The sequence below is a fragment of the Shewanella sp. UCD-KL12 genome (genome assembly GCF_001957125.1).
Lineage (GTDB): Bacteria > Pseudomonadota > Gammaproteobacteria > Enterobacterales > Shewanellaceae > Shewanella.
On the sequence record NZ_MPHJ01000018.1, the window covers coordinates 82,871 to 106,196 of the forward strand.

The 23,326-nt window shown below is 43.5% G+C and carries 19 protein-coding genes; 9 read left to right on the top strand and 10 right to left on the bottom strand.

The window, feature by feature from the left end; genetic code table 11:
- Positions 1-13: 13 nt before the first annotated feature.
- From BM736_RS21560 to BM736_RS21570, 3 genes are all read right to left on the bottom strand, one after another.
- Positions 14-2,632, bottom strand: coding sequence for a family 20 glycosylhydrolase (locus BM736_RS21560; protein ID WP_076416067.1), 2,619 nt, complete (start codon positions 2,630-2,632; stop codon positions 14-16).
- 4 nt (positions 2,633-2,636) lie between these two features.
- The gene (locus tag BM736_RS21565) at positions 2,637-3,488 is read right to left on the bottom strand and encodes an ROK family protein (protein WP_076416069.1); all 852 of its coding nucleotides are present in this window, start codon (positions 3,486-3,488) and stop codon (positions 2,637-2,639) included.
- A 91-nt stretch (positions 3,489-3,579) separates the two neighbouring features.
- Positions 3,580-4,851: an MFS transporter gene (locus BM736_RS21570; RefSeq protein WP_076416071.1), complete on the bottom strand. Its 1,272-nt coding sequence runs from the start codon at positions 4,849-4,851 to the stop codon at positions 3,580-3,582.
- Positions 4,852-5,153: 302 nt separating this feature from the next.
- Here BM736_RS21570 and BM736_RS21575 point away from each other — a divergent pair, with 302 nt between their 5' ends.
- A complete protein-coding gene (locus BM736_RS21575; RefSeq protein ID WP_076416074.1) occupies positions 5,154-5,381 on the top strand; it encodes a hypothetical protein in 228 nt (75 codons plus the stop codon).
- Positions 5,382-5,505: 124 nt separating this feature from the next.
- Here BM736_RS21575 and BM736_RS21580 read toward each other — a convergent pair whose 3' ends face one another.
- Entirely contained in the window at positions 5,506-6,780 is a 1,275-nt protein-coding gene (locus BM736_RS21580) for a carbohydrate-binding protein (protein ID WP_306170171.1), read from the bottom strand.
- Between the two features lie 419 nt (positions 6,781-7,199).
- Here BM736_RS21580 and BM736_RS21585 point away from each other — a divergent pair, with 419 nt between their 5' ends.
- The 3 genes from BM736_RS21585 (at position 7,200) to BM736_RS21600 (ending at position 12,836) form a co-directional block, all read left to right on the top strand.
- Positions 7,200-9,842 carry a TonB-dependent receptor gene (locus tag BM736_RS21585; RefSeq protein ID WP_076416076.1) on the top strand — a complete coding sequence of 881 codons (2,643 nt, stop codon included), beginning with the start codon at positions 7,200-7,202 and terminating at the stop codon, positions 9,840-9,842.
- Between the two features lie 377 nt (positions 9,843-10,219).
- Positions 10,220-11,704, top strand: coding sequence for a tryptophan halogenase family protein (locus BM736_RS21595; RefSeq protein WP_076416079.1), 1,485 nt, complete (start codon positions 10,220-10,222; stop codon positions 11,702-11,704).
- A gap of 259 nt (positions 11,705-11,963) precedes the next feature.
- Complete coding sequence (locus BM736_RS21600; protein ID WP_076416082.1) at positions 11,964-12,836, top strand: AraC family transcriptional regulator; 873 nt, start codon at positions 11,964-11,966, stop codon at positions 12,834-12,836.
- A 65-nt stretch (positions 12,837-12,901) separates the two neighbouring features.
- Here BM736_RS21600 and BM736_RS21605 read toward each other — a convergent pair whose 3' ends face one another.
- The 3 genes from BM736_RS21605 to BM736_RS21615 all read right to left on the bottom strand — a co-directional run bounded on the left by BM736_RS21605 (position 12,902) and on the right by BM736_RS21615 (position 16,445).
- Positions 12,902-15,196: an aminotransferase class V-fold PLP-dependent enzyme gene (locus BM736_RS21605; RefSeq protein ID WP_076416085.1), complete on the bottom strand. Its 2,295-nt coding sequence runs from the start codon at positions 15,194-15,196 to the stop codon at positions 12,902-12,904.
- Between the two features lie 249 nt (positions 15,197-15,445).
- Positions 15,446-15,907, bottom strand: a complete 462-nt coding sequence (locus BM736_RS21610) for a YhcH/YjgK/YiaL family protein (protein ID WP_076416088.1) — start codon at positions 15,905-15,907, stop codon at positions 15,446-15,448.
- Between the two features lie 103 nt (positions 15,908-16,010).
- Entirely contained in the window at positions 16,011-16,445 is a 435-nt protein-coding gene (locus BM736_RS21615; RefSeq protein WP_076416091.1) for a hypothetical protein, read from the bottom strand.
- A 113-nt stretch (positions 16,446-16,558) separates the two neighbouring features.
- Between BM736_RS21615 and BM736_RS21620 the strand changes: the two genes are divergently transcribed.
- From BM736_RS21620 to BM736_RS21635, 4 genes are all read left to right on the top strand, one after another.
- Complete coding sequence (locus BM736_RS21620) at positions 16,559-17,614, top strand: patatin-like phospholipase family protein (RefSeq protein WP_076416123.1); 1,056 nt, start codon at positions 16,559-16,561, stop codon at positions 17,612-17,614.
- Between the two features lie 277 nt (positions 17,615-17,891).
- Positions 17,892-18,467 carry an LON peptidase substrate-binding domain-containing protein gene (locus BM736_RS21625; protein ID WP_076416094.1) on the top strand — a complete coding sequence of 192 codons (576 nt, stop codon included), beginning with the start codon at positions 17,892-17,894 and terminating at the stop codon, positions 18,465-18,467.
- A gap of 207 nt (positions 18,468-18,674) precedes the next feature.
- Complete coding sequence (locus BM736_RS21630; RefSeq protein WP_076416096.1) at positions 18,675-19,637, top strand: pseudouridine synthase; 963 nt, start codon at positions 18,675-18,677, stop codon at positions 19,635-19,637.
- Between the two features lie 180 nt (positions 19,638-19,817).
- Entirely contained in the window at positions 19,818-20,255 is a 438-nt protein-coding gene (locus tag BM736_RS21635) for a hypothetical protein (RefSeq protein WP_076416099.1), read from the top strand.
- Between the two features lie 807 nt (positions 20,256-21,062).
- Here BM736_RS21635 and BM736_RS21645 read toward each other — a convergent pair.
- The 3 genes from BM736_RS21645 to BM736_RS21655 all read right to left on the bottom strand — a co-directional run bounded on the left by BM736_RS21645 (position 21,063) and on the right by BM736_RS21655 (position 22,623).
- Positions 21,063-21,356 carry a hypothetical protein gene (locus BM736_RS21645; protein WP_076416105.1) on the bottom strand — a complete coding sequence of 98 codons (294 nt, stop codon included), beginning with the start codon at positions 21,354-21,356 and terminating at the stop codon, positions 21,063-21,065.
- Positions 21,357-21,497: 141 nt separating this feature from the next.
- Positions 21,498-22,019, bottom strand: coding sequence for a lipocalin family protein (locus BM736_RS21650; RefSeq protein WP_076416108.1), 522 nt, complete (start codon positions 22,017-22,019; stop codon positions 21,498-21,500).
- A gap of 82 nt (positions 22,020-22,101) precedes the next feature.
- Positions 22,102-22,623: an Imm26 family immunity protein gene (locus BM736_RS21655; protein ID WP_076416110.1), complete on the bottom strand. Its 522-nt coding sequence runs from the start codon at positions 22,621-22,623 to the stop codon at positions 22,102-22,104.
- A 100-nt stretch (positions 22,624-22,723) separates the two neighbouring features.
- On the opposite strand from BM736_RS21655, the gene BM736_RS21660 reads away from it, so the two are divergent.
- Positions 22,724-23,326 (top strand): transposase (locus BM736_RS21660; protein ID WP_143562459.1); only part of this gene is annotated, 603 nt, incomplete at its 3' end.

The window sequence follows — 23,326 nt, forward strand, 5'->3', positions numbered from 1 at the left end:
TATCGCTCGTTTGTTATAGCTTTTGAGCGCGGCCCTTGCGCTGACCATCTAGACTCATGGCTCTGATCTTTATCGGGCCCTTAACTTTAGAGTCACGGGTGTAAGGTAACCATTGAGCTGGTTTTTCCTCACTGTTTGCCGGATTCTCAGCACTGCTTTCTTCTAAAATGGGCTGATACTCCACAGCGATATTTGGGTAGGGCATTTTTACTTGCAAATAACCTTGTTCTACCTTGGCGCCAACCGTTGGAATACGGTAGAAGACATTGGCTTGCTCTAATTTTGCTAGCTCCTTTTGACCTAAGATAGACGCAAAGCGTTGCCAATCACTCTCTCTTGCCTGTACTGCGCTCTCGGTAAAATACTGGCTATTGCTATCGTATAGTTGACCAGAATAGTCATAATTAAGCTCCCAGTCGGCTTTATGCCAGGCACGTTCAGCCAGTGCAAGCAGGCGAGGGAATAGCATATATTCAGCTTGGCGATCGCTGCGCAGCATTTCACTCCATAAATGGCCCTGTAACCCCTTGTACCTCACGCCTTGTGCCAGTGGCGTTTGGCGGTCATCGGCTGTATAAGCCAGATTGTAGGTATCAAACCAAAACTCGGCATGCGCGGGCAAGTTGTCGGGCATAAATTCGAAAACTTTGCGGGTGCTGATTGCTCTTGCGCCCCAATGATTACCCGGCTCCTCTGGGTGGGCTTGATAGGGGAAATCAAAGTAGGTGACTTCTGGGGTTGAGATCACCGTATCCCAGTGATAATTAGCCTGCTGATGGGTGGCAACATGGCCCTTTTCAAACAGTAGTGACCAGGAGTTAGTTTGCACTTGCTGTGGCATATTGTTAGGCCGAGTTTCACCCATGCCGTCATTCCAGCCTGCAACTTTGATCTTTTTATCGGCTAACATGGCCGATATCCGCTCGATAAAGTAACCGTTTAATGTGTGTAAGCCGCTCAGTTTTTCAGCTTGCTCCTGTTTTAACGTGTTACATGCAGGAGAGTCCAGCCAAGCCCCAGCGGTTTCATCGGCGCCAATATGATAAGTCGTCAGCGGTGTTCCAGCTTGTTGATGCATGGTTTGCACCTCAGCAATGACCTTGTCGATGAAGGCGTAGGTTGAGTCTAGACAAACATTGAGAGTGTTATCGGAGTAATGCTGAATCGAGCTATATTGGGTGTTATCGGCAGGCTCGACTAAGCGGTACTGCTGGGCTAAGTCGGTTTTTCCTTCGGCTAAATACTTTTGGTATCTGGCTTCCATGGAGTGGATCGCAGCGCGGCTATGGCCTGGCATATCGAGAGAGGGGATAACTTGAATATGCCTTGCCTTTGCAAAGGCAAGAATAGCTTGATAATCATCGACGCTGTAGTAGCCATCGCTTTGGCTTTCACCGCTAATATCGCTACCAAGTTGAGGCATTAGACATCTATCGGGTGCATTAAAACAACGTTTAGCCCCCACTTGGCTAAGCTCTGGCAATCCTGGGATCTCAATACGCCAGCCTTCGTCATCGGCAAGGTGTAGGTGCAGTTTATTGAGCTTGTAAGCGGCCATCTGCTCTAAGGTTTTAAAGATAAACGCTTTAGAGAGGAAGTTTCTGGCGACATCAATATGCATGCCTCTGAACTTATATCTTGGTGCATCGACAATTTCGATAGATGGAATGCGTTTGTCATCTAAGGTGATTAACCCCGCTAAAGAGATAAGGCCGTAAAAGGCGCCTGTGTCAGTTTTAGCTAAGATAGAAATTTGCTCATTCTGGCTGGTAAAACGGTAGCCTTCATCATGTATGTCGAGGGTATTATCGACTCTGATAGTCAGTGGCAGGCCCTTTGGGTTGAGGTTCACTCCTAACAGGTTCAGTCTGGCGATGGCTGGATTGAGTGCCTTGGCTGATACTCCCTGCAACTTGAGTGCTAAGCCATTTGTTAGGTCTAGGTTCTCTTTTGAGAGTGTTTTTACTGATTGAGGTTGAGGGATCAAACTGTCACTAACATCGAGGCTTTTTGGCACACTCGCTGTGCTGGCGTATATGTACTCTGGGCTTGCCCAAGGTGTGTTATCACGCTCAGCGAGTTTAAATTGCGCGACTTTGTCGGTAAAGGGAAGCAGGTAGTCCTGAGTTTCAAGGCCTGTTTCGGCATCAATACCTGTGCGAGTACTATCAATAACGGTGGCGGATAACCCCTCAGCATGAACAAAGTAATTGGGCATAAACTCTGAGCGGGTGATCTGGGTGCCGTAACTATAAAAACTGATGCTGAGCGCTTGGTTTGCTTTAAATCCGCTGAACTGCTCTGTGGGAGCAATGCGGTGAAGGTCGCCATTGATATGAGTAATAGTAAACTCATCAGAATGTGCTAGCTGTACTGGGGTGAGCTGACTAAAGTAGATCCCCCAATCTTTCACTCCCACCTTAGTGTCCTGGGGAGTTTGCAGGTGAATTTTCGATAAGTAACACTCATCAAGATCATTGGGGCAGTGCTGTGGGTGTGAGTCGACGAACTCATGCTTTACCATCAGTTGACTGGCAAACTGCTGCAGAGATTGCTGTGCTGAGTCGGTTTGCACAGCATGACTTGAGGCTGACAGAAGTGTGAATAAGCTAATCAGTATTTTTTTATGCATAGTGCTACCTGATGGAGGCTAAATGGAGTTGCGCGGCACCTAACAGTGCGCTGTTATCTTGAGTCGAGGGGACAATTGAGAGGTTATCTATCACCTTCTGATAGGGGAACTTGTCCAGAGCTTGCCACACCCCCTCGATAAACAGATCGAAAGAGTGAGACACAGAACCACCAATTACGATCACTTGGGGATCCATCACCAGTAGCAGGTGAGAGATGGCTTGAGCAAGATGCTTGCCGAATTGATCGAAGGCATCTATCGCTTCTATAGCACCCGATCTGGCTTGTTTGGCGAGTGTTGCCCCATCTATGCCAAACTCCTGTTCAAAAAAACGGCCAGAGCAGTAATGATCAATACTTGAACTGAGGTAGCTTACCTCTCCCACTTCTCCCGCGCTGCAGTTATGACCTTGATAAAGCTGGTTTTGAATAACAAACCCTGAGCCGACTCCAGTGCCTAGGCATAAGCCGACAATATCATCGTAGCCTTTACCTGCGCCAAACTGATGCTCGCCAACGGTAAAGCAGTTAACGTCATTATTGACATAGACCTTGAGCTTGTAATGGGCTTCAAGCCAGCCCTTGAGATCAAACTCTTTCCATGCCGGAATATTAACGGCATCGTAAACCACCCCTAGCTGAGTATCGACAATACAAGGTACACCTATGGCAATGCCCATAGTGCTTTGTATTAAAAAAGTATCAATGCAGTGAATAATAAAATCCTCAATATCTTCTGAACTTTTCGTGGCGCAAAATTCAAATGAATGTGATTCTTCGATTACACCGTTAACGTAACGGCCTGCATTGATTTTAGTGCCACCAATATCGAGAGTGACAATAGAAGGAAAACTCATATTAAACCTAGTCATAACCCTGCAGTTCGCAGAGTGAATAAGATGGAAAACGTATCTAGCTACAGCTGTAACTTGCTCTATGTGTTGATATTTATACTTGAGTGGAGACATCTCCTTTAGACTTAAATAGTTGAATGGTTTTGTTGCTTACTAAAGGTTTGGCCCAAAAGCCTATGCTGAGGATGTAAAGCAGCAGGGCGTAGACCACAAGCATGCCTAGTCTAAGGTCGCCGCTGGTATCGGCGATAAAACCGACAAGTGGGGAGGCAAGTCCGCCGCCTATGATGCCTGTGCAGAGGATGCCTGCGACAGAGCCGTGATCGCGCTTAACTGAATTGAGTGCCAGTGAAAAAATCACAGACCACATCACTGATAGGAAGAAACCGACCAAGGGAAACGCTGTCATCGCGACTTGGGTTGAGCCCAAGATTGCCGCCGTTAATGAGGCGATGGCGCATAATGAGAAGCCGATTAATACCAACCTGCTATCAAGCACTTTCACCAGCCCTAGTCCCAAAATGCAGCCCAGGGTTAGCATTAACCAGAATTGGCTGACGACACCAGCACCTTCAGTGACAGGGTCGAGCCCATGGTATTGCTGTAAAAATAGCGACATAGCATTGGCAACACCTTGCTCTGCACCGACGTAAGCGGCAATGGCAATAAAAAACAAGATGACGGTTTTGTTTTTCAATAGGGCTTTATAGATATCGAATGTGCCTGCGGATTCATTACTATTGCGCTGCACGGTTGGAAACTTGACCAAAGAGATCAATACCAGCATAGCGAGTGAGATAAGTGCAAATAACCAATACATAGATAACCAGCTCATCTCGCTCGGGACGAGTTTGTTTAAGGTGCTGATAAGCAAGCCTGCACTGGCTTCTGTTTCTAGCCCGGTAACAATATGGCTGTATACCAATGGACTCAAGGTACCGGCTGCACCGAATAGTAACTGACCAGAAACAGAGTAGAAGGCGAAGTTCTCCTCACCGCCCACGACTCTGAGTAATGGGTTGATCGCCACTTGCAACATGGCCATCCCCGAACCGATAAGAAAGAGCGACATCATTGCCATGGTGAAGCTTGGCATTAGGCCAAAGAGGAGCGAACCCGTTGCAGCCATAATGAAAGCGATATAGAGCACGGTTTTCTCGCTGTATCTGTCGACCAAGACTCCTGCAGGAATTGACATGACACCATAGGCGGCAAAAAAAGAGAAAGGTAAAAAGCCTGCAATGGCTAAGCTGATATTGAAATCAGAGACTAGTGATGGAAATATCGGCCCCAGAATGTTGGTAATAAAAGATACAACAAAAAAGGTGAGTAAGACTAAGCCTACAAGAAATTTACTCTTATTCATTAATTGCGTCCTTTGCATCACTCACTCAATCGTTCTGATTAATTTTGAGCTGATTTGTTATTAATTTGTTTGTTATATAGTGCCTAGGTTTTACGGTAGTAGAGATACTTAACTATCAAATATTAATACTATTCAATCATCACATTGATTTTATGTCGTAAGGTACTGAGTTTTATTTATTTTGCTTGATAATTTGTGGAGTTGATTCAGTTAAATAAATAATGCATGTTTATTTAGTCAGTTTATATAAATGTTTATATAGTGCTTGCAGCTAGATTAAATAATTAATAAGGAATGTTAAAATGAATAAGTTAGCTAATTTAAAATTGGTCGCAATATTTTTTGGCGTAGCATTAGGTTTAAGTGCGACGAGCGCTATTGCTTCATCTTGTACTGAGTCTTGTAAAACTATCGCAAAACAGCAGCAAATACAGATCTGCGCAGGCGGTGGTGGTTCTGCGTGTGCGAGCAGTGAACCATTGTTTAATTATCTCTATGAGCAATGTGTTCAAAATCAGTGTTCTAACTGATTCTATGCTCAGTATTAATAGCGCATAGTATTAATATTGAGCCGGTTTTATAGAAGAGGCCAGGTAACGACTACCTGGCCTCTTTATTTATGGACTCTTTATTTATAAGCTAAGGGCTGCTTTATTAGTTAGCCGAGAATAGGGTATCACTGCTATTCGGTGCCCAGCTTGCTTGAGAAGTATGATCTGCAATAACGGTATATTCAGTTCCCATATATGAGACGACATCACCCGCCTGATAACTGACATTTTCAGACCAGACACTACTCGGTGTGCTCTTAACCCAAAGGTTTGAGTTAGCTGTTGGCGCCCAATTAGCTTGAGCCGTATGCGGGCTAACAGCCTTATAGATAACACCCATATAGGTGACGTAATCGCCCTCTTGATAATTGGTTTCTAGCTGCCATTTCGGTGCGTAATTATCCATGGTATCAAACTGGTAGCCAGCCGCTTTAGCAAGCTCGATAAACTTACTTAACTTAGGTAAGTTTAATGTTGCGCCCTGTCCACGCTTACCATCTTCGAAAAGGAAATCATGGGTCAGGATGACAACTTTATCGGCATGAAGGGAGTCACCACAGGGAAAGTTGTGGGTTTTAGAATTGACAGGGTTAATCGTCACAGGTGCACAAGCGTTCAGTGCTGCATCAACATAACCTAAGAAAGCTTCTGCTTCAGTTAAGCTGTTTGCTGGGTATGCTATCCCCCAGTTTTCGGGGGCCCAGTCAAGATCCCAGCCATGAAGTAAGTAGTCACTATCGGCTAGAATGTTTGAGACTTGAATGGCTGCAGATGAGCTGTTTGATGGATTATTTTCATCGCAGACATAGCCTGGCTCCCACGGTAAAAAATCATCAGATGTCGCACACAGGCCGTCACCTTTTAGCTCGCCACTTGAGCGCCAGCCATTAGTATAGGGAAGGCGAGCTAGGCTATCTGCCTTATAGTTTGGGTAGCTATGAATATTAGGAATGTAAGCTTGGATCACCTCCAAGTTCTTGCCAAACATAGAGGCATCATAAACAGGGTCTTGGTAGGAGTTGATCTGATGCAGACCTGTTGCATTACAGTCCGCGCCACTTGTTGGTCCAAACTCTTCCACACAGTTATGTACCATATGATCATAGCTATGGTTGCCTATTACATGGCCAGACTTTAGGGTTTGTAAAAGTGATACTAGCGCAAGATCTTCATTCTCATCTGCAATACCATCTAAGTGCCAAGCGTTGATATAGAAAGTTGCTTTGATACCTGCGGCATCTAATGTGTCAATTAATGCAGGAGTGGCATTCATTGGGCCATCATCAAAGGTCAGGTAAATAGTTTTATCAGCAGCTTGCGCTTGCGCCATAGTGATTAATCCTAGCGATAGAGCACAAACAAGTGGTTTAATTTTCACGTTTATATCCTTATACATTTCTCAGGGTAATTAATTATTTTATATTCAGCCATTAATAATTGGCGGCCTATAAATAAACTAGGTTTGAAATATATGTATAAGTTGTACGATTCAATTTTATAAATGTATTTTTCTATCTTGTTAGTCTTTATTCCTCTTTATCTCTCGGTTTTGTTATTTTTAATTTTTATAAGTGTCGGACATTTTAGAGTGGCATCATAAAGTGCTATTTTTAATTCATGTTTTGGAACGCTGTTTTTAGAAACGAAATATTTACATTTGAGGGTTATTTGAACGAATGATCTTTGATTTGTGATAGATAAGTATTAACACTTGATTGAAAGGTACCGAAATGGGGGCGGATTGCAGTATAGATTAGTAATAGTTTTTTAACATTGGATGTGAAGATAGGACTGACCATGAAAGCTAATAATAATCTACAACATTTTAAGCGATCAAGCTTAGCACTCTGCGTAGCGGGTGCATTAATGGGGACATCTAGTCCTGTACTGGCAGCTGATGAACAGCAAGCCGATGAGAGCATTGAAGTCATCGAAGTAAAAGGGATGCGTCGCTCCCTTGAAAAATCGTTGAATACCAAACGCTTCGCTAACTCTATCGTTGATGCCATCACAGCAGAAGATATCGGTAAGTTTCCTGATAAAAACGTCGGTGATGCCCTGCAGCGTATCTCAGGTGTGACCGTTGACAGACAATATGGTGAAGTAAGCGGTGTCACCATTCGTGGTACGGCACCAGAACAGTCTCGTATCTTGCTTAACGGCCAGTCTGTAGCCAACACCTCTTGGTATGATTTAGGCCCTGCAACTCGTACTTTCAATATGGAATTGTTGGGGGCTGAGCAAATTTCAGCCGTTGAAGTCTATAAGACACCAGAAGCACGCATTGAAGAGGGTGCCTTAGGTGGTACGGTGAACCTGCAAACCCGTAAGCCGTTAGATTTAGACGCTAATACGTATATGATTTCGGCTGAAGTGGCGCGAAGCTCACTTTATGAAGAGAATGATCCTGGCGGCGCTTTTCTTGGCAGCTGGAAAGATGAAGATGAACGTTTCGGTATCTTAGCGGCATATTCAATAGAAAAGCTGACAAGTGGTCGTCAGGTCTTGGAATCACTGAGTGGCTATTATCCCTATTTTGGCGCGAACGAGGAAACGGGTGAAGAGGCTGCAGTAGGTGCTTGGGGGATAGGCTCGCAAGCATTTAGAGCCGAAAGAGAGCGTACCAGTGCTCAACTGACGTTGCAGTTTATGCCAACTGAGAACCTTGAGCTCACTTTAGATTACTTTAACTTTGAATTTGATAATCCCCACGTTAACCATAACTTCCTCACTGTTAGTGCGCGTGGTACAGAAGCGACGAATGTGGTGAACAATGCTCAAGGTGGCACAGAGTCGGCAACCATCCAACCAGGATACGCGTCTATTATCTACAATCCTGTGGTTCGTCATGCGGTTAATATGGAAGCCGATGTATTAAACCTTACTGGTAAATACACTGGCGACGGCTTCACCTTGAGTGGCGTTGTGGGGCAGTCAACTTCGGAAGGTGGTACTCAGGGCGGTGCTTCTTCGTGGTGGATCCCAGCAACAGATGATGGCGAGAAGATTGGTGACCCCGCTTTTCCTGATGGTCAGGGCAGTGTTGATGGAGGCTTTAGCTATGATGCAACTGGCCCCTATCAAGTGGAACTCACATCACTAGATGCAACGGATGCTTCCCAATTTAAGCACGCTCAAGAAGCAAACTATGAGACGTCAGTTCAGGAGCACGATGTTGCTTATGCTCAGTTTGATCTGGTCTTTGAGCTAGATAATGACTATATCGACAATATTGCCTCTGGTATCAAGTACAACACCAGTGATTTTGCCCGTGAAGCTTATAACCGTAACCCAAGTGAAATTTTAGGTTTTGTCCCAGACGGCAACCTATCTAACTGGAGCGGTGGCGTGCTTTCCGACCTACACTCTCAATCTTCGGGCAATACATTAAGTTCTTATGCTTATCTTGATGAAGATAAGTGGTGGGATTTTATTAGCCAGAAATATAAAAATGGTGAGCTAGAAGAGGTGGTTAACCAAGGTAACACCTTCTCTGTTGAAGAGGAGATGTTAGCCCTTTATGCTCAAGTCGATTTTTCGGGTGACAGCTACCGCGGTAACTTAGGTCTACGCTATGTGACGACTGAGCAAAAGTCGACAGGCTTTGCCGATGGTCAAGTTTTTGAAGAGACCATAGATTATGATAACTGGCTACCAAGTTTTAATATCGCTTATAACTTAAGTGATGATTTAATCTTGCGTGGTGCAGCCTCTCAAGTCATGGCGCGAAACAACTACAGTGATTTAAAGCCAGGTTTAAACATTGCTGCCAATATTGGTAGTGCAAGTGGTGGTAATCCAGATCTTCAGCCTTATAAATCTAACCAAGCTGACTTAGGCATAGAGTGGTATTTCTCTGCTTCTTCTTTGCTCTCCTCTGCTATTTTTATCAAAGAAATTGACAACGTTGTCTTTACCAGTGAAAGCCGTGAGTACGTTGAAGGTTGTGGAGCAGAAGAATCTGATTGGGATGAGTGCCGCGTAACACGTCCACGTAACGGTGGAGAGGGTTCTGTTAAAGGTATTGAGTTGCAACTACAGCATACATGGGAGTCAGGCTTTGGTGTCTTGACTAACTATACCTATGTAGACAGTACAACGACTCGCCCAGGTGGTGAAGAGGAGATGGTACCTGGCGTATCTGAAAACTCATTTAATGGTTCAGTGTTTTTCGAAAATGACTACATCACGACTCGCATTGCCTATAACTGGCGTACAGAATGGGTAGGAGTGGGTGCGACTCAAGCAGTATTAAACGATGACTATAGTCAATGGGATGCCTCAATTACTTGGCATGCGCTTGAAAACCTAAACCTTACGCTAGAAGGGGTTAACCTAACTAACGAAGTAATACAGTCAACAGATACTAACTACGATCTGACTCAAAATACCATCGAGTTCGGTTCTCGTTACTACCTGAGTGCAAGTTATCAGTTTTAACAGTATAAATTGCTAGTGACACGATTAGGGGAGCCTGTGTACAGGCTCTCCTTTTGTTGTTTAATACCTATCAGTATAAAGATGTGATCGCTCAGCGAGAGTTTAGCGTTTCAGAGGCAAGGCAACGAGTGAAGAGCATAGTTATTCTACGTTTAAACTCGTTAACACTGCATATGAAGCGCTAAAACTCGCCTTTCTGGAGTGTTTTTGGCCGCCTACTTCTTCGTTGAACAGCTTCACAAGGGAATAACCATTCCATCAGCTATTCGCCTTGAATTACTTGCCAAAAAGCACTCTGAGTAGATCACTTTCTTATACTGATTGGTATAAAAAGCCAGATATTCAGTCATTAAGGTGTCGTTAAAGGGATTAAGTTTATGGGCGTAGTTAAAAAAGTTGTCATAGTAGGCGGAGGAACCTCGGGTTGGATGGCGGCGGCAGCGCTCAGTAAGGCTAGCCGAATTCACCAGCTAGATATTACTTTAATTGAATCGAGTCAGATTGGCACCATAGGGGTTGGCGAAGGCTCAACGCCCTATCTAAAGCGTTTTATGGATGCCTTAGGTTTTGTTGAATCTGATTGGATGAGCAGGTGTGATGCCAGCTATAAAACTGGTATCTATTTTGATAACTGGAATGGAGCTGGCAGTCGATATTTTCATCCATTCTATTCGGCATTAGACGTTAAGCCCGCAGAGATTTTTTTCCACTGTGCCAATGCTAGACGCAGAGGAGTGGGAGCGCATATTACTGGAGATGAATTCTTTATATCTGGACATTTAGCGAAGCTGCAGCGTTCACCCAAAGCCGAGAAACCGTTAACTGCAGAACCTGAGTACGGTTATCACTTCGATGCGGCTAAGCTTGCAAAAGTGCTTAAGGATTACGCCCTTAACGCTGGGGTGAGCCATGCCTTTGATGATGTTTTGGACGCTAACTTGACTGAAAATGGTGATATTGAATCACTTCATTTAGTCAGTGGAGATGATATGTCGGCAGACTTGTTTGTCGATGCCAGTGGCTTTCAATCTATCCTCATTGAAAAAGCACTCAAGGTGCAATTTGAATCTTTTTCTAAAGAGTTAGCCAATGATTCAGCGGTGGCGATAAGTACCGCTAGGGATGAAACCAAGCAGCCAGAAAACTACACCATCTCTAAGGCGTTGTCGGCAGGATGGATGTGGCAGATCCCTCTGACATCGAGGACTGGCAACGGTTATGTTTACAGCTCGAATCACTTAACTGAAGCAGAGGCTGAGAGCGAGCTAGCAGCTGAGCTCAATATTGATGTTGAGCAGGCTAAATTTAAACATTTGAAGATGCGGGTAGGTATGCGCCGCACGCCATGGGTAAAGAATGTGTTAGCTATCGGCTTGTCCCATAGCTTTATTGAGCCACTGGAAGCCACAGCTTTAATGGTGACTCAGTGGGGGATCGAATCCTTTATAAAAGCGCTGGATAAAGATCAAGCCGATATAGAGGAAGTAAAAAACAAGTACAACCAGCAGATGACACAATTGGTGTTAGGGGTTAAAGAGTATATCCATGGTCATTATGTCACGAGCCAAAGGAGAGATACTGCCTACTGGCAGCAGGTGAGCTCTGAGCAGTATTTGGCGCCGCGATTGGCTAAGATTTTGTCTTGCTGGCGAAAAGGAGAGGACTTTGACGCCTTGCTGTATCAGTTAGATGCAGAGCTAGCTTACTTTAGTCCCTCTTGGTATGCCTTGCTCGCAGGGATGGATTACCGTGACAGTGAACTGAAACTTGCCCATGAACCTCTGGATAATCAACTGGTTTTACAGGCCAAGCTTCACTGCGAAAATGTCGCCAAAGCGTACTTTAGACCATTACCTGGTTAATGATTTATGCTTTGTTTGTATATTTTATATATTTATCAGTCTGTTATTGGGCTCTATATACTCAGATTGGCAGTTAGTCATCAAAAAAATTATATGCTATTTAGGTCTAATACAATTTAAAAGGTGAGCGGATAGACTTATTTTAGAGGAGTGAGTTTAGCCTTAAAGTAGGTAAGCAGTATTAAACAGATCACCACGATAGATAATAATTTTGAGATGGTTCATCTGTAGGACTAGTAGTAAAAAATGGATTTTTAAAATGAAACCTATGTGTGAGAAGGTGATCCCATCGGCTAACTGCTCATGGCGATTTGTGAAATATGAACTGCCGAATATTGATTTTAATTGGCACTATCATCCAGAGTATGAGATCTGCCTAACGCTTAATAGTGAAGGCTTGAGATATGTTGGCGACAATATCGAAGAGTACTCAGGCGCAGATCTGGTCTTGGTTGGGCCGAATATGCCCCACACTTGGCATACTGATGAGAATGACAACGGCACCAAGCAGACGGTATATGTGGCACAAATCCCTAAGGTCTGGCTCGATGGACTCGTGGCTGAACATGCTGAGTTAAATGGCCTTGAAAGCATGTTAAAGCTGAGCTCAAGAGGGCTATTTTATGGGCATCAGTGTACTCAAAGTGCCATCGACCTTTTTGTGAAGATGGAGCATGCTGACCCATTTTCTCGTTATGTTTTGCTAATGAATTTGCTCAATATAATGAGCTTAGATGCGCAAGCTAAGGTGTTATCGAGTAGCTTTTTTACTTTTGGCAATAAAACCGATGCAGGAATCGATAAGCTCGATAGGGTGATTGAGTTTATCTATAACAATTTCGATCGTTCGCTTTATGCCGATGAACTAGCCTCAATTGCACATATGAGTACTAACCACTTCCATCGCTTTTTTAAGAAACGTACCGAGCGGACGTTAACTGAATTTATTAATCAGCTACGTATCGGTAAAGCCTGTAAATTATTGATTAACTCGAACCATCCCATTGCGGTTATTAGCGACAAATGTGGCTTCAATAATATCTCAAATTTCAATCGCCAATTCTTATCGATAAAGGGCAGTACACCTAGCTTTTTTAGAAAGAGCATCAAGATAAAGCATGTGCTTTCTTAAGTCGTAGCGAGCAATCATAAAAAAGGCGAACTCCATGAGTTCGCCTATTATTTTTTATCAGTTAGTTAGCTACTTAATGCATAGCCACCTTTTAAGTGGGCGATATTGTTAAAACCTAAACGCTGCATGGCTTGTGCTACGACAAGTGAGCGACTGCCACTGCGACAGACTAATACCCATTCACTGTTTTTATCTGCTTGGTGTTGCTGAATAAACTGTACAAGTCGAGTCATAGGGACATTAATGCCATCAGTCGCGATCGCATTTAAGCCTAGTGAGTGCTGCAGTACATATTCATGGGGCTCTCGAATATCCACAATTTTAATGTTATCAGAGTGACCGAGCTGGCTCTGTAGAGTCGTTGCATCGTACTCTTTAATCGCGAGTTTATGGCAATCTGAGGTATAGGCGCCACACATGATTTCAGTGCCTACTTCATCATTGAGGTTAGCGTCTAAAAGGGCCTTTTGCTTGATAAACTGATTTTCGGTAATACGCTCACTTAACACATCATTAAGCAGTGGATTACGTGCAATTTCTGCCATTAAGGTGGTGGTAAACTCATTGTTATAATCATGGCTCGCGCATAGCAAGGTATTGCGGCCAATCAAGTGATCTAGCTGCTTCAAGCTATGGAACATCTTGCTGGCGCTACTCGACTCAAAGTTGGTGCGCCCAAGGCTTCCCATCAATACCGTATCACCACAAAAAGCGAACCGCGTTGCGCTCTGAAGCTTGTTGGTGTCTGACGTTAATAACAAGGTGATGCTGTCGTCGGTATGGCCGGGAGAGTCAAGCTTGAGCAGTGACAGATCGCCAATCGTTATCTCTTCGACCTCAGTGCCATCGATGTGCAGTTTAGCACTCGACTTAGGCCAGCCTAAATAATCACAAGCTTGTTGGCGCAGATGCTTATTTGCTAATGGAACTCGGCCTGAATGGTGATCGGCATGGCCATGGGTATCGATTATGGCAACTGGGGTGAGTTGTTGACACTTTAGTAGTGTATCTATGCGTTTCTCAAGCTCTGGGAGTGGGTCGATAATGAGGGCTTGTTTAGATTTCTGGTCAGCATAGATCCATGTGCAACTCGCGCCGCCTCTGAGTTGTACTAGTCCATCTAGGGGAGTTTTATCATCGCTTAGCTGCGTGGCATCTAACATTAAACAACTGTGGGTGAGTGCGCTGGCAGCAAGTTGAATTCTGTCACAGGCTGCGTTTACTTCATCTTGTGTCATGGCAGGGCCAAAAGAGAGGCGAATCGCTGATTCACTTTGCCAAGCGGGCAGTCCCATGGCATCGAGAACAAAGCTGCGGGTCACCTTAGAGCTACATGCCGACCCTGAGCTAACGCGAATGCTGGCCGCATCGAACAGATCCATAAGCTCTTTGCTGCTAAAGCCAGGAACTGCAAAGTTGAGTGTTGTAGGAACGCTATTTTCAAAGCTGTGATTAAACACTATCTCCGGAAAAGCCGCCGTTAAACTTGAAACCAATTGCTGGCGGTAGTTTTCAAGTATTTCAGCGTTTGAAAAACAGGAGTTTTCATGGTCTATCAGCATCTCGAAGATCACATTGAGCGCTGCAAAGCCTGGTAAGTTTTCGGTGCCTGAGCGCAGGCCACTTTCTTGGCCACCACCGGCGATAAACGGAGTAAAAGGGGCATTCTCACGAATATAAACAAACCCTATTCCCTTAGGTGCATAAAGTTTGTGGCCACTAAATGGGGCGTAATCGATACTGGTTTCACACAAGCTCATTGCACGCTTTCCAAGGGCTTGTACACAGTCAACCATCCAAAAAACATTGGGGTTATTTTGGCGAATGGTTTTATCTAATCGTTGGATATCTTGATAGACACCAGTTTCATTGTTGACGGCCATAGTGCAGATCATGAGTGCATTAGGCACCTCATTCTCGATGAACTTTAGATCTAAGTTACCTAAACTGTCGACGGGAATCGCTTTAATTTCTGCATTGAGGCCTAGGATTTTATTCCAATGTTCTAAAGAGTTAGGTACAGCTTTGTGCTCGGTTGCGCCGTAGAGAATACTGTACTGCTTATCCGCTTCAATGGTTTCTCTAGCCTTGATTAAGCCAGATAAAATTCCTGTTTGAATGCCTTCAGTCGCGCCGCTGGTAAAAATGAGCGCGCCATTGCCTGTACCAAGCAGAACTTTAGCTCTTTGGCGAGTTTGCTCCATTAAGTTTTTAGCTTTAATGCCCGTGATATGACTACTACTCGGGTTACCAAAAAGCTCCTCCATGGCTTGCATTGCAGCTTGAGCGGCTTGAGGTAATACGGGGGTAGTGGCGTTAGCATCTAAGTAGATTTGGCTTAAGCTGGCTGACTGACTCATAGGTTATCCATCTTGTTATTATTTTTTTAGCGATACTGACTTTGTATATAGCTAAATGGAATATGTAATTCGATGTGGTTATATTAGCAGCTTAGGTTAATTGATCAAGATCACTATTTTAGTTTTTTACAATCTCGTTGAGCCTAATAGTGAGCTTGAGTGAGTATCAATAAATTACTGAGATAGTTAGCGCTGAGAGTATCAGCGCTATCCAAGAGAGAGGCTTGTTACTGTGTGAGAGGTATAAAGTTAAATTTTAACTTTTATGACGACCTTACGGACCTGTTGTGGCTTATTACTCGTGCCTGGCATATGCATATCCTCAGGAAAGAAGATGGCAAACATACCCGCTTTAAATGGGATAAAAGCAGCATCATCTTTGTTGCTTTCATAATCGTATTCGGCGTAATCATGCTTGGCAAAATAGGGCTTTGAAGGAATTTGCTGTGCGAGTGGCAGATAACCAAACTCCTCTTCGCCACTCACCACATATTGCACGTCAATATATTGCTGGTGGACTTCAAATGGCTCAACTTGGCGAGGCTTAGTTTCATAGTCATTGACGATAACAAACAGATTTTTCCCATCGAGCTCATAGCTGCCAACATCAAGCTTGCTGAAATCGGTTTCGGCCAGATGAGTTAAGGCGGCTGCGATTCTCGGGCTGATGTTTGAATAAAGATCTAGGTTATTGAGTTTGTCGACGATCATTTTTTACTCTGATTGATTTGTTATGAACCAAGAGTTTAGCGCTCAAATGAGTTTATTCAAGCGCCCAGTCTATTAAAGTGACTGAATCGAAATCAAATGGAGTCTAAGGCTGTAAACATGACTTTATCTCGAAGGGAATATCCCTGAGTTCGAAGGCTTTTTTTAACTGCTTTGTCAGTGTTGATTTAGGTTTTAACGGGAAGCTGATTTTTCCTTTAGTAGCATGAATAAATAGCTGGTCGCCGAGTAAACGCACTGAGTTTATCTCGCTGTACTTTACCGATAGGTTTTTGGCTGGGCCCCAATCACTTTCTATGGATAGCTTTATAAACTCAACAGAATCATGGTTGAACTGTATTTTTTGTTGCCAAATGAAATAGATCCACCACACACAGGTGCAGATAAACAGTAAGGGCACGAGCAGATCCCAACTCGAGTCAAATACACTGACTTTGAAAATAAAGACAATATAGGCAGTGGAAATAAGTGCGATGGTATAGCTAAGCTTTTTAAAGGGGCGAATATAGTTACTTTCCATCTCTGATAATCCTTATCAAGATATCCTTTTCTTCAGGCTATAGTAGTCTCACTATTTTAAAAAGCTAACTTTTGTTAAATAATGTTATCTCTAATATTGATGGAGAATCAGATTTGTCAGCCCTACGTTTTCTAGCGGGACCTACAGCCATTAAACAGATTGAGGCTAATGGACTAAAACCAGCGCTTTTCACTCAATTGTTGGCTGCATCGGGTGGGCCGAAATGGATAGGCATTGCTGGATTAGATAAGTATCTGTTTGGTGAGTTTTTCAGTCAACAGAGCAAACCTTTGCACACATTAGGTGCCTCATCTGGGGCTTGGCGCCTTGCATGTCTAGGGCAAAAAGATCCATTAAAGGCTTATTCTCGCTTTGAAGAGTTATATATCTGCCAGAGGTACGATAGCAAGCCCACGCCACAGCAGGTTTCTGAGCAGGTTAAAGGCATTATTGGAGGGCTATTAGGTGAGGAGAGTGGACGTGATATTGTCAACAATTCCGTTTTCAAGACACACTTCCTTGCCTGCAGGGGCAAACACTTAAATCAGTTACCAAGCCGGTTAGCACTGGGGCTTGGTTTAGCAACGACAGCAGCGAGCAATTTAATCAGTCGTCAGAGTTTAGGTTTGCACTTTGAACGTTTCCTATTTAGCTCTGTTGATGCTAACTCTCCGTTTAATACCCTGAACGATCTACCTAGCCAACATGTGGCGTTAACTGAAAACAATATTGCTCAAGTTCTACTGGCTACAGGCTCAATTCCTTGGGTATTAGCGCCTGTTACTGATATACCTGGCGCACCTAAGGGGCATTATGTTGATGGTGGGATCACCGATTATCACTTTGACCTGCCACTGTCTCACGCCCAAGGGTTAACACTTTATCCTCACTTTTACCCTGAAATCACGCCTGGATGGTTTGATAAGTCATTGTCTTGGCGCCGGGCCAAGCATAACTACCATAATGCACTGATTCTCGCGCCAACTCAGTCTTACCTTGACGGGTTACCTTATGGCAAGTTACCGGATAGAGGTGACTTTAAGCATCTGTCGAGCGATCAGAGAATTAAATACTGGCAACAAACCATCTCGATGAGTCAGGTGCTGGCAGAGGAGTTGGATAATGTCATTGAACGACAAAACATCATGGACTTTATTGAACCTTTTTAAATAGATAGCACTTATCCAATTTATCGTTTTTATATTCGCCTTGATAATAGTTAGGTTGGGAGTGAAACAAATCCCTTCCTGCTTCTGTCTAATTAAAGTGACTTGGGCAGAAAAATGGTGCTTATGTTGATTGGTATTTAAACCTAAAATAGGCCCTCGCAGCATTTAATTTTGCACCTGCTACACTTTAGGAATATTGCTTTGTATTAAGTCATTTTAAATCGGGCCTAATGCTGGTATCAGTACCGGTTACCTAGCCTAAGGGCGGGAGGTTACTATGCGAACACAGGAGATGGCGCTACTGACGCGCGATGCTGTGCTGTTGCCCGAAGGAAGACTCGAAGTACGTATTGTCGACCCTAGCTACTTGCATGTGATTGCCGAGGTGCTTAAAGGCTACTATCCACTCGCTTTTGGTATGTTTATGGCCAATGGCAACCCTCCCTGTTACCCCAATGCGACTCAATGTGAAATCATCGATTTTAATCAACTCGATGACGACTCATTAGGGGTAGTTTTAGAGGGGAAACAGCGGGTCAAAATTCTCTCAGCGGCGCAAAAGCGTGATGGGGTATGGATAGCAAGAACGTTGCCCTGTAATAATTGGCAAGAGGAGCCTATTAGAGGTGAGTTTGAACTTATTAGTGCAGCCCTAGAGCAATTTTATGAGGTTAACCCAGATCTGTTTGGTCTCTATTCAAATGTACACCTTGATAACGCGACTTGGGTGAGTCAGCGCTGGCTTGAGGTTTTGCCTCTGTATAATAAAGATAAGCAGGTATTACTGAACCAACCTGATTGCCATAAAACCATGGACTTTGTACTTGAGCTCATTAAGTCACATGTTGACTAAGTGCAGGTTCGCTGCGCTTCGAGTTCGTTCACTGGCTCACTTCGAGAACGGGAACAAGTTCCCTACGAGATAATTGCAAAACCTTTTTTCTTCTGACTTTTTTGAGCTCGCAGTCGCGTAGCGAAGTCCCCGAAGGGCGAGGCCCGCCCTCTCAGCCTATTTTCTGTTAAAATAACTTGTCTTTAAATCGAATTAATTAGAATTATCATGCCTTCATCTGTTCGTGCCTCTCAAGCTTCCTATGTTGTACTTCCTGAACATGTCATAGATAAGCCTACTGTGCTGAGCTTTCTTATTGAACGCTTTAAGCAGGTTGGTAGTGATGTATGGAGAGCACGTATACTTGATGGCAAAGTTCATTGGCAAGATGGCAGTTTAATTGAGCTTGATACCCCGTTTAAACCCAGAGCCAGAGTCTATTATTACCGCGAAGTGCAGGCTGAGACTAAGGTTCCCTTCGATGAGGCGATCCTCTATCAGGATGACCAAGTGTTACTTGCATTTAAGCCTCACTTTCTCGCGCTCCACCCAAGTGGCAACTTTGTCAATGAGTGCCTGGTTAATCGATTAAGAATAAAAACAGGTATAGAGACTATGGTGCCAGCTCATCGATTAGATAGAGCAACAGCTGGCATAGTCATGATGATTTTGCAGCCAGAAACTAGAACCCAATATCATGATCTATTTAAAAACCATCAAATAGTGAAAGAGTATCAGGCATTAGCCAGATTGAGCCCTGAAATACTGGCTCAAACTCAAACTCAAACTCAAACTCAAACTCACAGCCAAGGCCAAGCTCAGGAGCTGGAGCTGCCTATCCACTGGACAGTTAAAAATAGAATGGTAAAAGGTGAGCCAAGTTTCACCATGAAAGTCGTTGAAGGAGAGCCTAATACACATTCTCAGATCACTCTAATCGCGGTAAAAGGAGAGTTTGGTCTGTTTGAGCTTTCACCGATAACGGGGAAGACGCATCAATTGAGAGTGCATATGCAGAGCCTAGGCATGCCTATTCTGAATGATAGATGCTACCCAGAACTGCAACCAAAATCCGCCGATGATTATAGTAAACCACTGAAGTTAGTGGCTAAACGGTTGAAGTTCATCGATCCGATAACCCAAATAGCATTAGATATTGAGTGTGAAGGGTTTGATTCCTTTCCGCTTTAGTGCAGCTATGGAGTGGATACAAGTCACTATTGGATAAAATATCCTATGCTTGTTTTTTTTATTCCCTGCCTCTATGCTGGTTAATCTAGCGAATAGCTGTCAGAGCCTCAGTAATATCTTTTGGTATCAGTGGTCGAGGAGTAGATGCTATCTACATAAAAGAAAATAAGGATAATAATAATGTCTAAATCTACCCTGATCTCCATCACCTTAGTTGCAGTCGCTGTTGCTGGGGCTATCGGTTACCAAAGTTTAAGCTCTGAGCCTAAACCTGTTGAGGCGACATCAGCATCAGAGAAGCCAGTTCAAGCTTCAGCAAGTACCGCTGCTAAGCCTGTAGCGCCAGTTTCTATGCGTGCACCGACATCTGATAGCGAGCCTGCTATTGTTGCTAAAAGCACTCCAGCAGTAAAAGAGCTAGGCCTTTCAAGCGCTCAAGAGAGCATACCTGATGCTGATAGCACACCTAGTCATCCACCCCGTCAGGCGCCTAACGCAAACCGTGCGCCTAGATCAGCTCCTAACTCAGGGAATGAATATGCTCATCACCCAAGACCAGGGACTGAGCAAGCGGTATCGGCGCCTGTTAGCATGCCAGCCCAGCCACCTGGAAATTAAACATAGATCTGCATGAGTGACCTCACATGTCGATACTTTAGTGGGACGCTGCAAGTACCGTCCCTGTATGCTCTACCAAAACATCTGACCGATAAGGTCTTATACCAATCGGTATAAAGATGTGGCCATTCAGCGAGAGTTTAGCGCTTGTGAGACAAGGCAGCGAGTGAGAGACATAGTTATTCTACGTTTAAGCTCGTTAACGCAGTATCAGAAGTGCTAAAACTCGCCTTCTAGGAGTTTTTTTTGCAGCCTACTTCTGTGTTGAATAAGCTCAAAAGGGATCACCATTCCCTCACTCATTCGCCTTGAATTAAGCCGCCAAAAATAACTCTGAACTGACCACTTTCTTATACCGATTGGTATTAAACGTTCCGGACGCTTAAAGACATTCCCCATATCCCTATGGGTTAGAGGGTGGGGATGCTGAAGAATGAACGACTGAAAGGGTTCAGGAGGTAGATTAATGCAGGGAGCAGTTACCGAGGGAAGGTTTCCGGCCATGTTTTGGAAGCCCACAGCCGCATCTATATCGAGTCATTTGTTTCTTCGATTATGTTTTACTGGTCGTAATTCGTTTCTGGACATAAGTCGCTTTGGGTAGTTCATACAGCCAAAGCAAACAATCCAACTTCAATAAAATGCAGCTCTTCTGCTATGTCCCTTTGCAAGTCGCCGTAAAATCATCCCTGATGGCTCTATTAAATCATCCTGATTTAGAAGCTTGCACGTCCCACAGCAGATGTTCTGCCAGCAAGTTCAATGTAGCGCCTGACATGTTTTTGGACAGAAGCTTGTTAGCTTTATTTACACATTAACCTTGTGCTTTTTAAAGTACCAAACCGCGATCGGAATTTCTATTGCGCCATAAGTCACAAGCGTAAACCAAAACCAATTTGTATTGGTGAATAACAAACTGAACTCATGTCCACTACCCCAATAATTTAAGCCAACGACTAAGAGTGCAAACGCTGAGGTAAAAAGATCATAAAAAGAGATTTTATTAAAGTTGTTACCTGCGAGTTTCGGGTATATCGAGAGGTAAGCAACTAAAATAATAATGAAGTTTAGTAATATGATTGGTAATTCTGCTGAGTCCATTTTAATTATATCCCTGATAAAGCTAATGGCCATTTAAGGTGCGATATCGCTATGCTGACCATGGTAAGTTGTTGAATTATTATAAAATTAAGGTCGATGGGTGAAGCCGGTAAGCGTTAGGAGTCACTCTTAAATTGTTTGTTAGGTTGATTTATGTTCCACGTATATCAACTGCCCAACTGCAAAACCATTCTTTTTTGCTAATTGCTCAAATTTCGATTTAACTGTTTCACTTACCGTTGGGGTTCTTGATAACAACCAAAGGTAGTCATTGTTCGGACCTGACACAAACGCATAATCATAGTTCTCTTTTTCTAATTCAAACACCACGTAAGAACCATAAAATGGACCAAAGAATGAAACTTTCAAGTACCCTTCATTTTCACTATTGACGAAATATGCCTTACCTTCCGCTTCTTTCCATTCGTTTTTATCAGCAGAGTAACCACGGTTGATAACTGAAACACCACCATCAGAACGCATCGAATACTCGGCTGTTACTTTACTCAAGCCCCGCTCGAATGAGTGGTCTAAACGAGCAATTTCGTACCATTTACCTAAATAGTTATTCAACTCAAATGGTCTTACTGGCTGGATGGTTTTAGGCATCCCTAGGCAGCCACCTAAAGACAGTAACACTATAAATAATATGATTTTTTTCATGGTTACCTCCGTGTAAACCTAACGCCCTGCTAATAAGTGAACCATAGCTGGCGGGCGACTTGCGCAGCAAATGGCATGACAGCTATGGTGAATCTGGATTTAGCAGCTTGTTAAGAGGCAATTTATACCTCAAATTCTCAGGTTTTTTGGCATGTTTCCATAAAATAGTATCGAGATAATCTGGTTCGAACCAGTCATCCCAAAACTCAAGAGCATAGTACGCATTAAGAAACTGGTTCATAATTCCTGAACCGTGCATTTCTGCACCGATCCACCCATTATCTCTGCAATCTTCATGTGGAAATGAAATAGTAGATATAACTGGCTTCCTATTTCCTAGCACTTTCCAAATACGTTTAGTAAGAAGATCCTTAGTTGTAAATTGGCAAGCTATTAACTTCGTATCATTTAGCTCAAAAATTTCATCCATTGAAGGATAATGCTGAAACCTAACCTTAAAAAAAGCACATGTAATTGAGTTAAGAACTTCCGCCTCACGCCCAACAACTTGGCCAATAGAAAATGTCCCATCACTTAACTCAACACTAAAGATATTTCCTATATCCCAAGTTTTCTTAGCCACTTCCCTTTGTCTCTTAGACATAATGACTCCCCACTAAAGATGCTGATCTCCAATCAATCGTGGGTTAGCTGAAAGCCAGAGCCATAATAGTTTTGTTAAAGAAACTAAATCGGAGATCAGCATGAATAAACATAACATACTTTTTATTGGCCTTGATACACATAAAGAATTTGTAGAAGTTGCTTATATTGAAGATCAAAGAGGAGCGCAAGCGGTTCATTTTGGACGAATTTCAAGTGCGAAAGCCTCTATCACTAAACTGGCTAGACAGTTTCAATCTAGGTATCCAGAAGCAACCTTACACTTTGTGTATGAGGCAGGGCCCTGCGGTTACTGGATCTACCGATTGCTCACCAGCCTAGGTCACTGTTGCTATGTTATAGCCCCTTCTCTTATTCCCAAAAAGCCTGGTGAGAAAATTAAAACCGATAAACGTGATGCGCTTAAGTTAGCAAAGCTACTCAAATCTGAAGATCTGACCACTATCTACGTACCGGAGCCTGAAGATGAAGCTATCCGCGATTTATCTCGTGCTCGTGAAACTGCGATGAAAGATTTAAAAGACGCTAAATACCAGCTTAAAGCGCTTCAGCTGAGAAATAACATTAACTATAGAGGCACCGCTAATTGGTCGCTAAAGCACTTACGGTGGCTGACTGAACTGATATTACCGCACCCTAGTCAACAGATTGTCTTGCAAGAATACTTACAAACCATTTCGGAG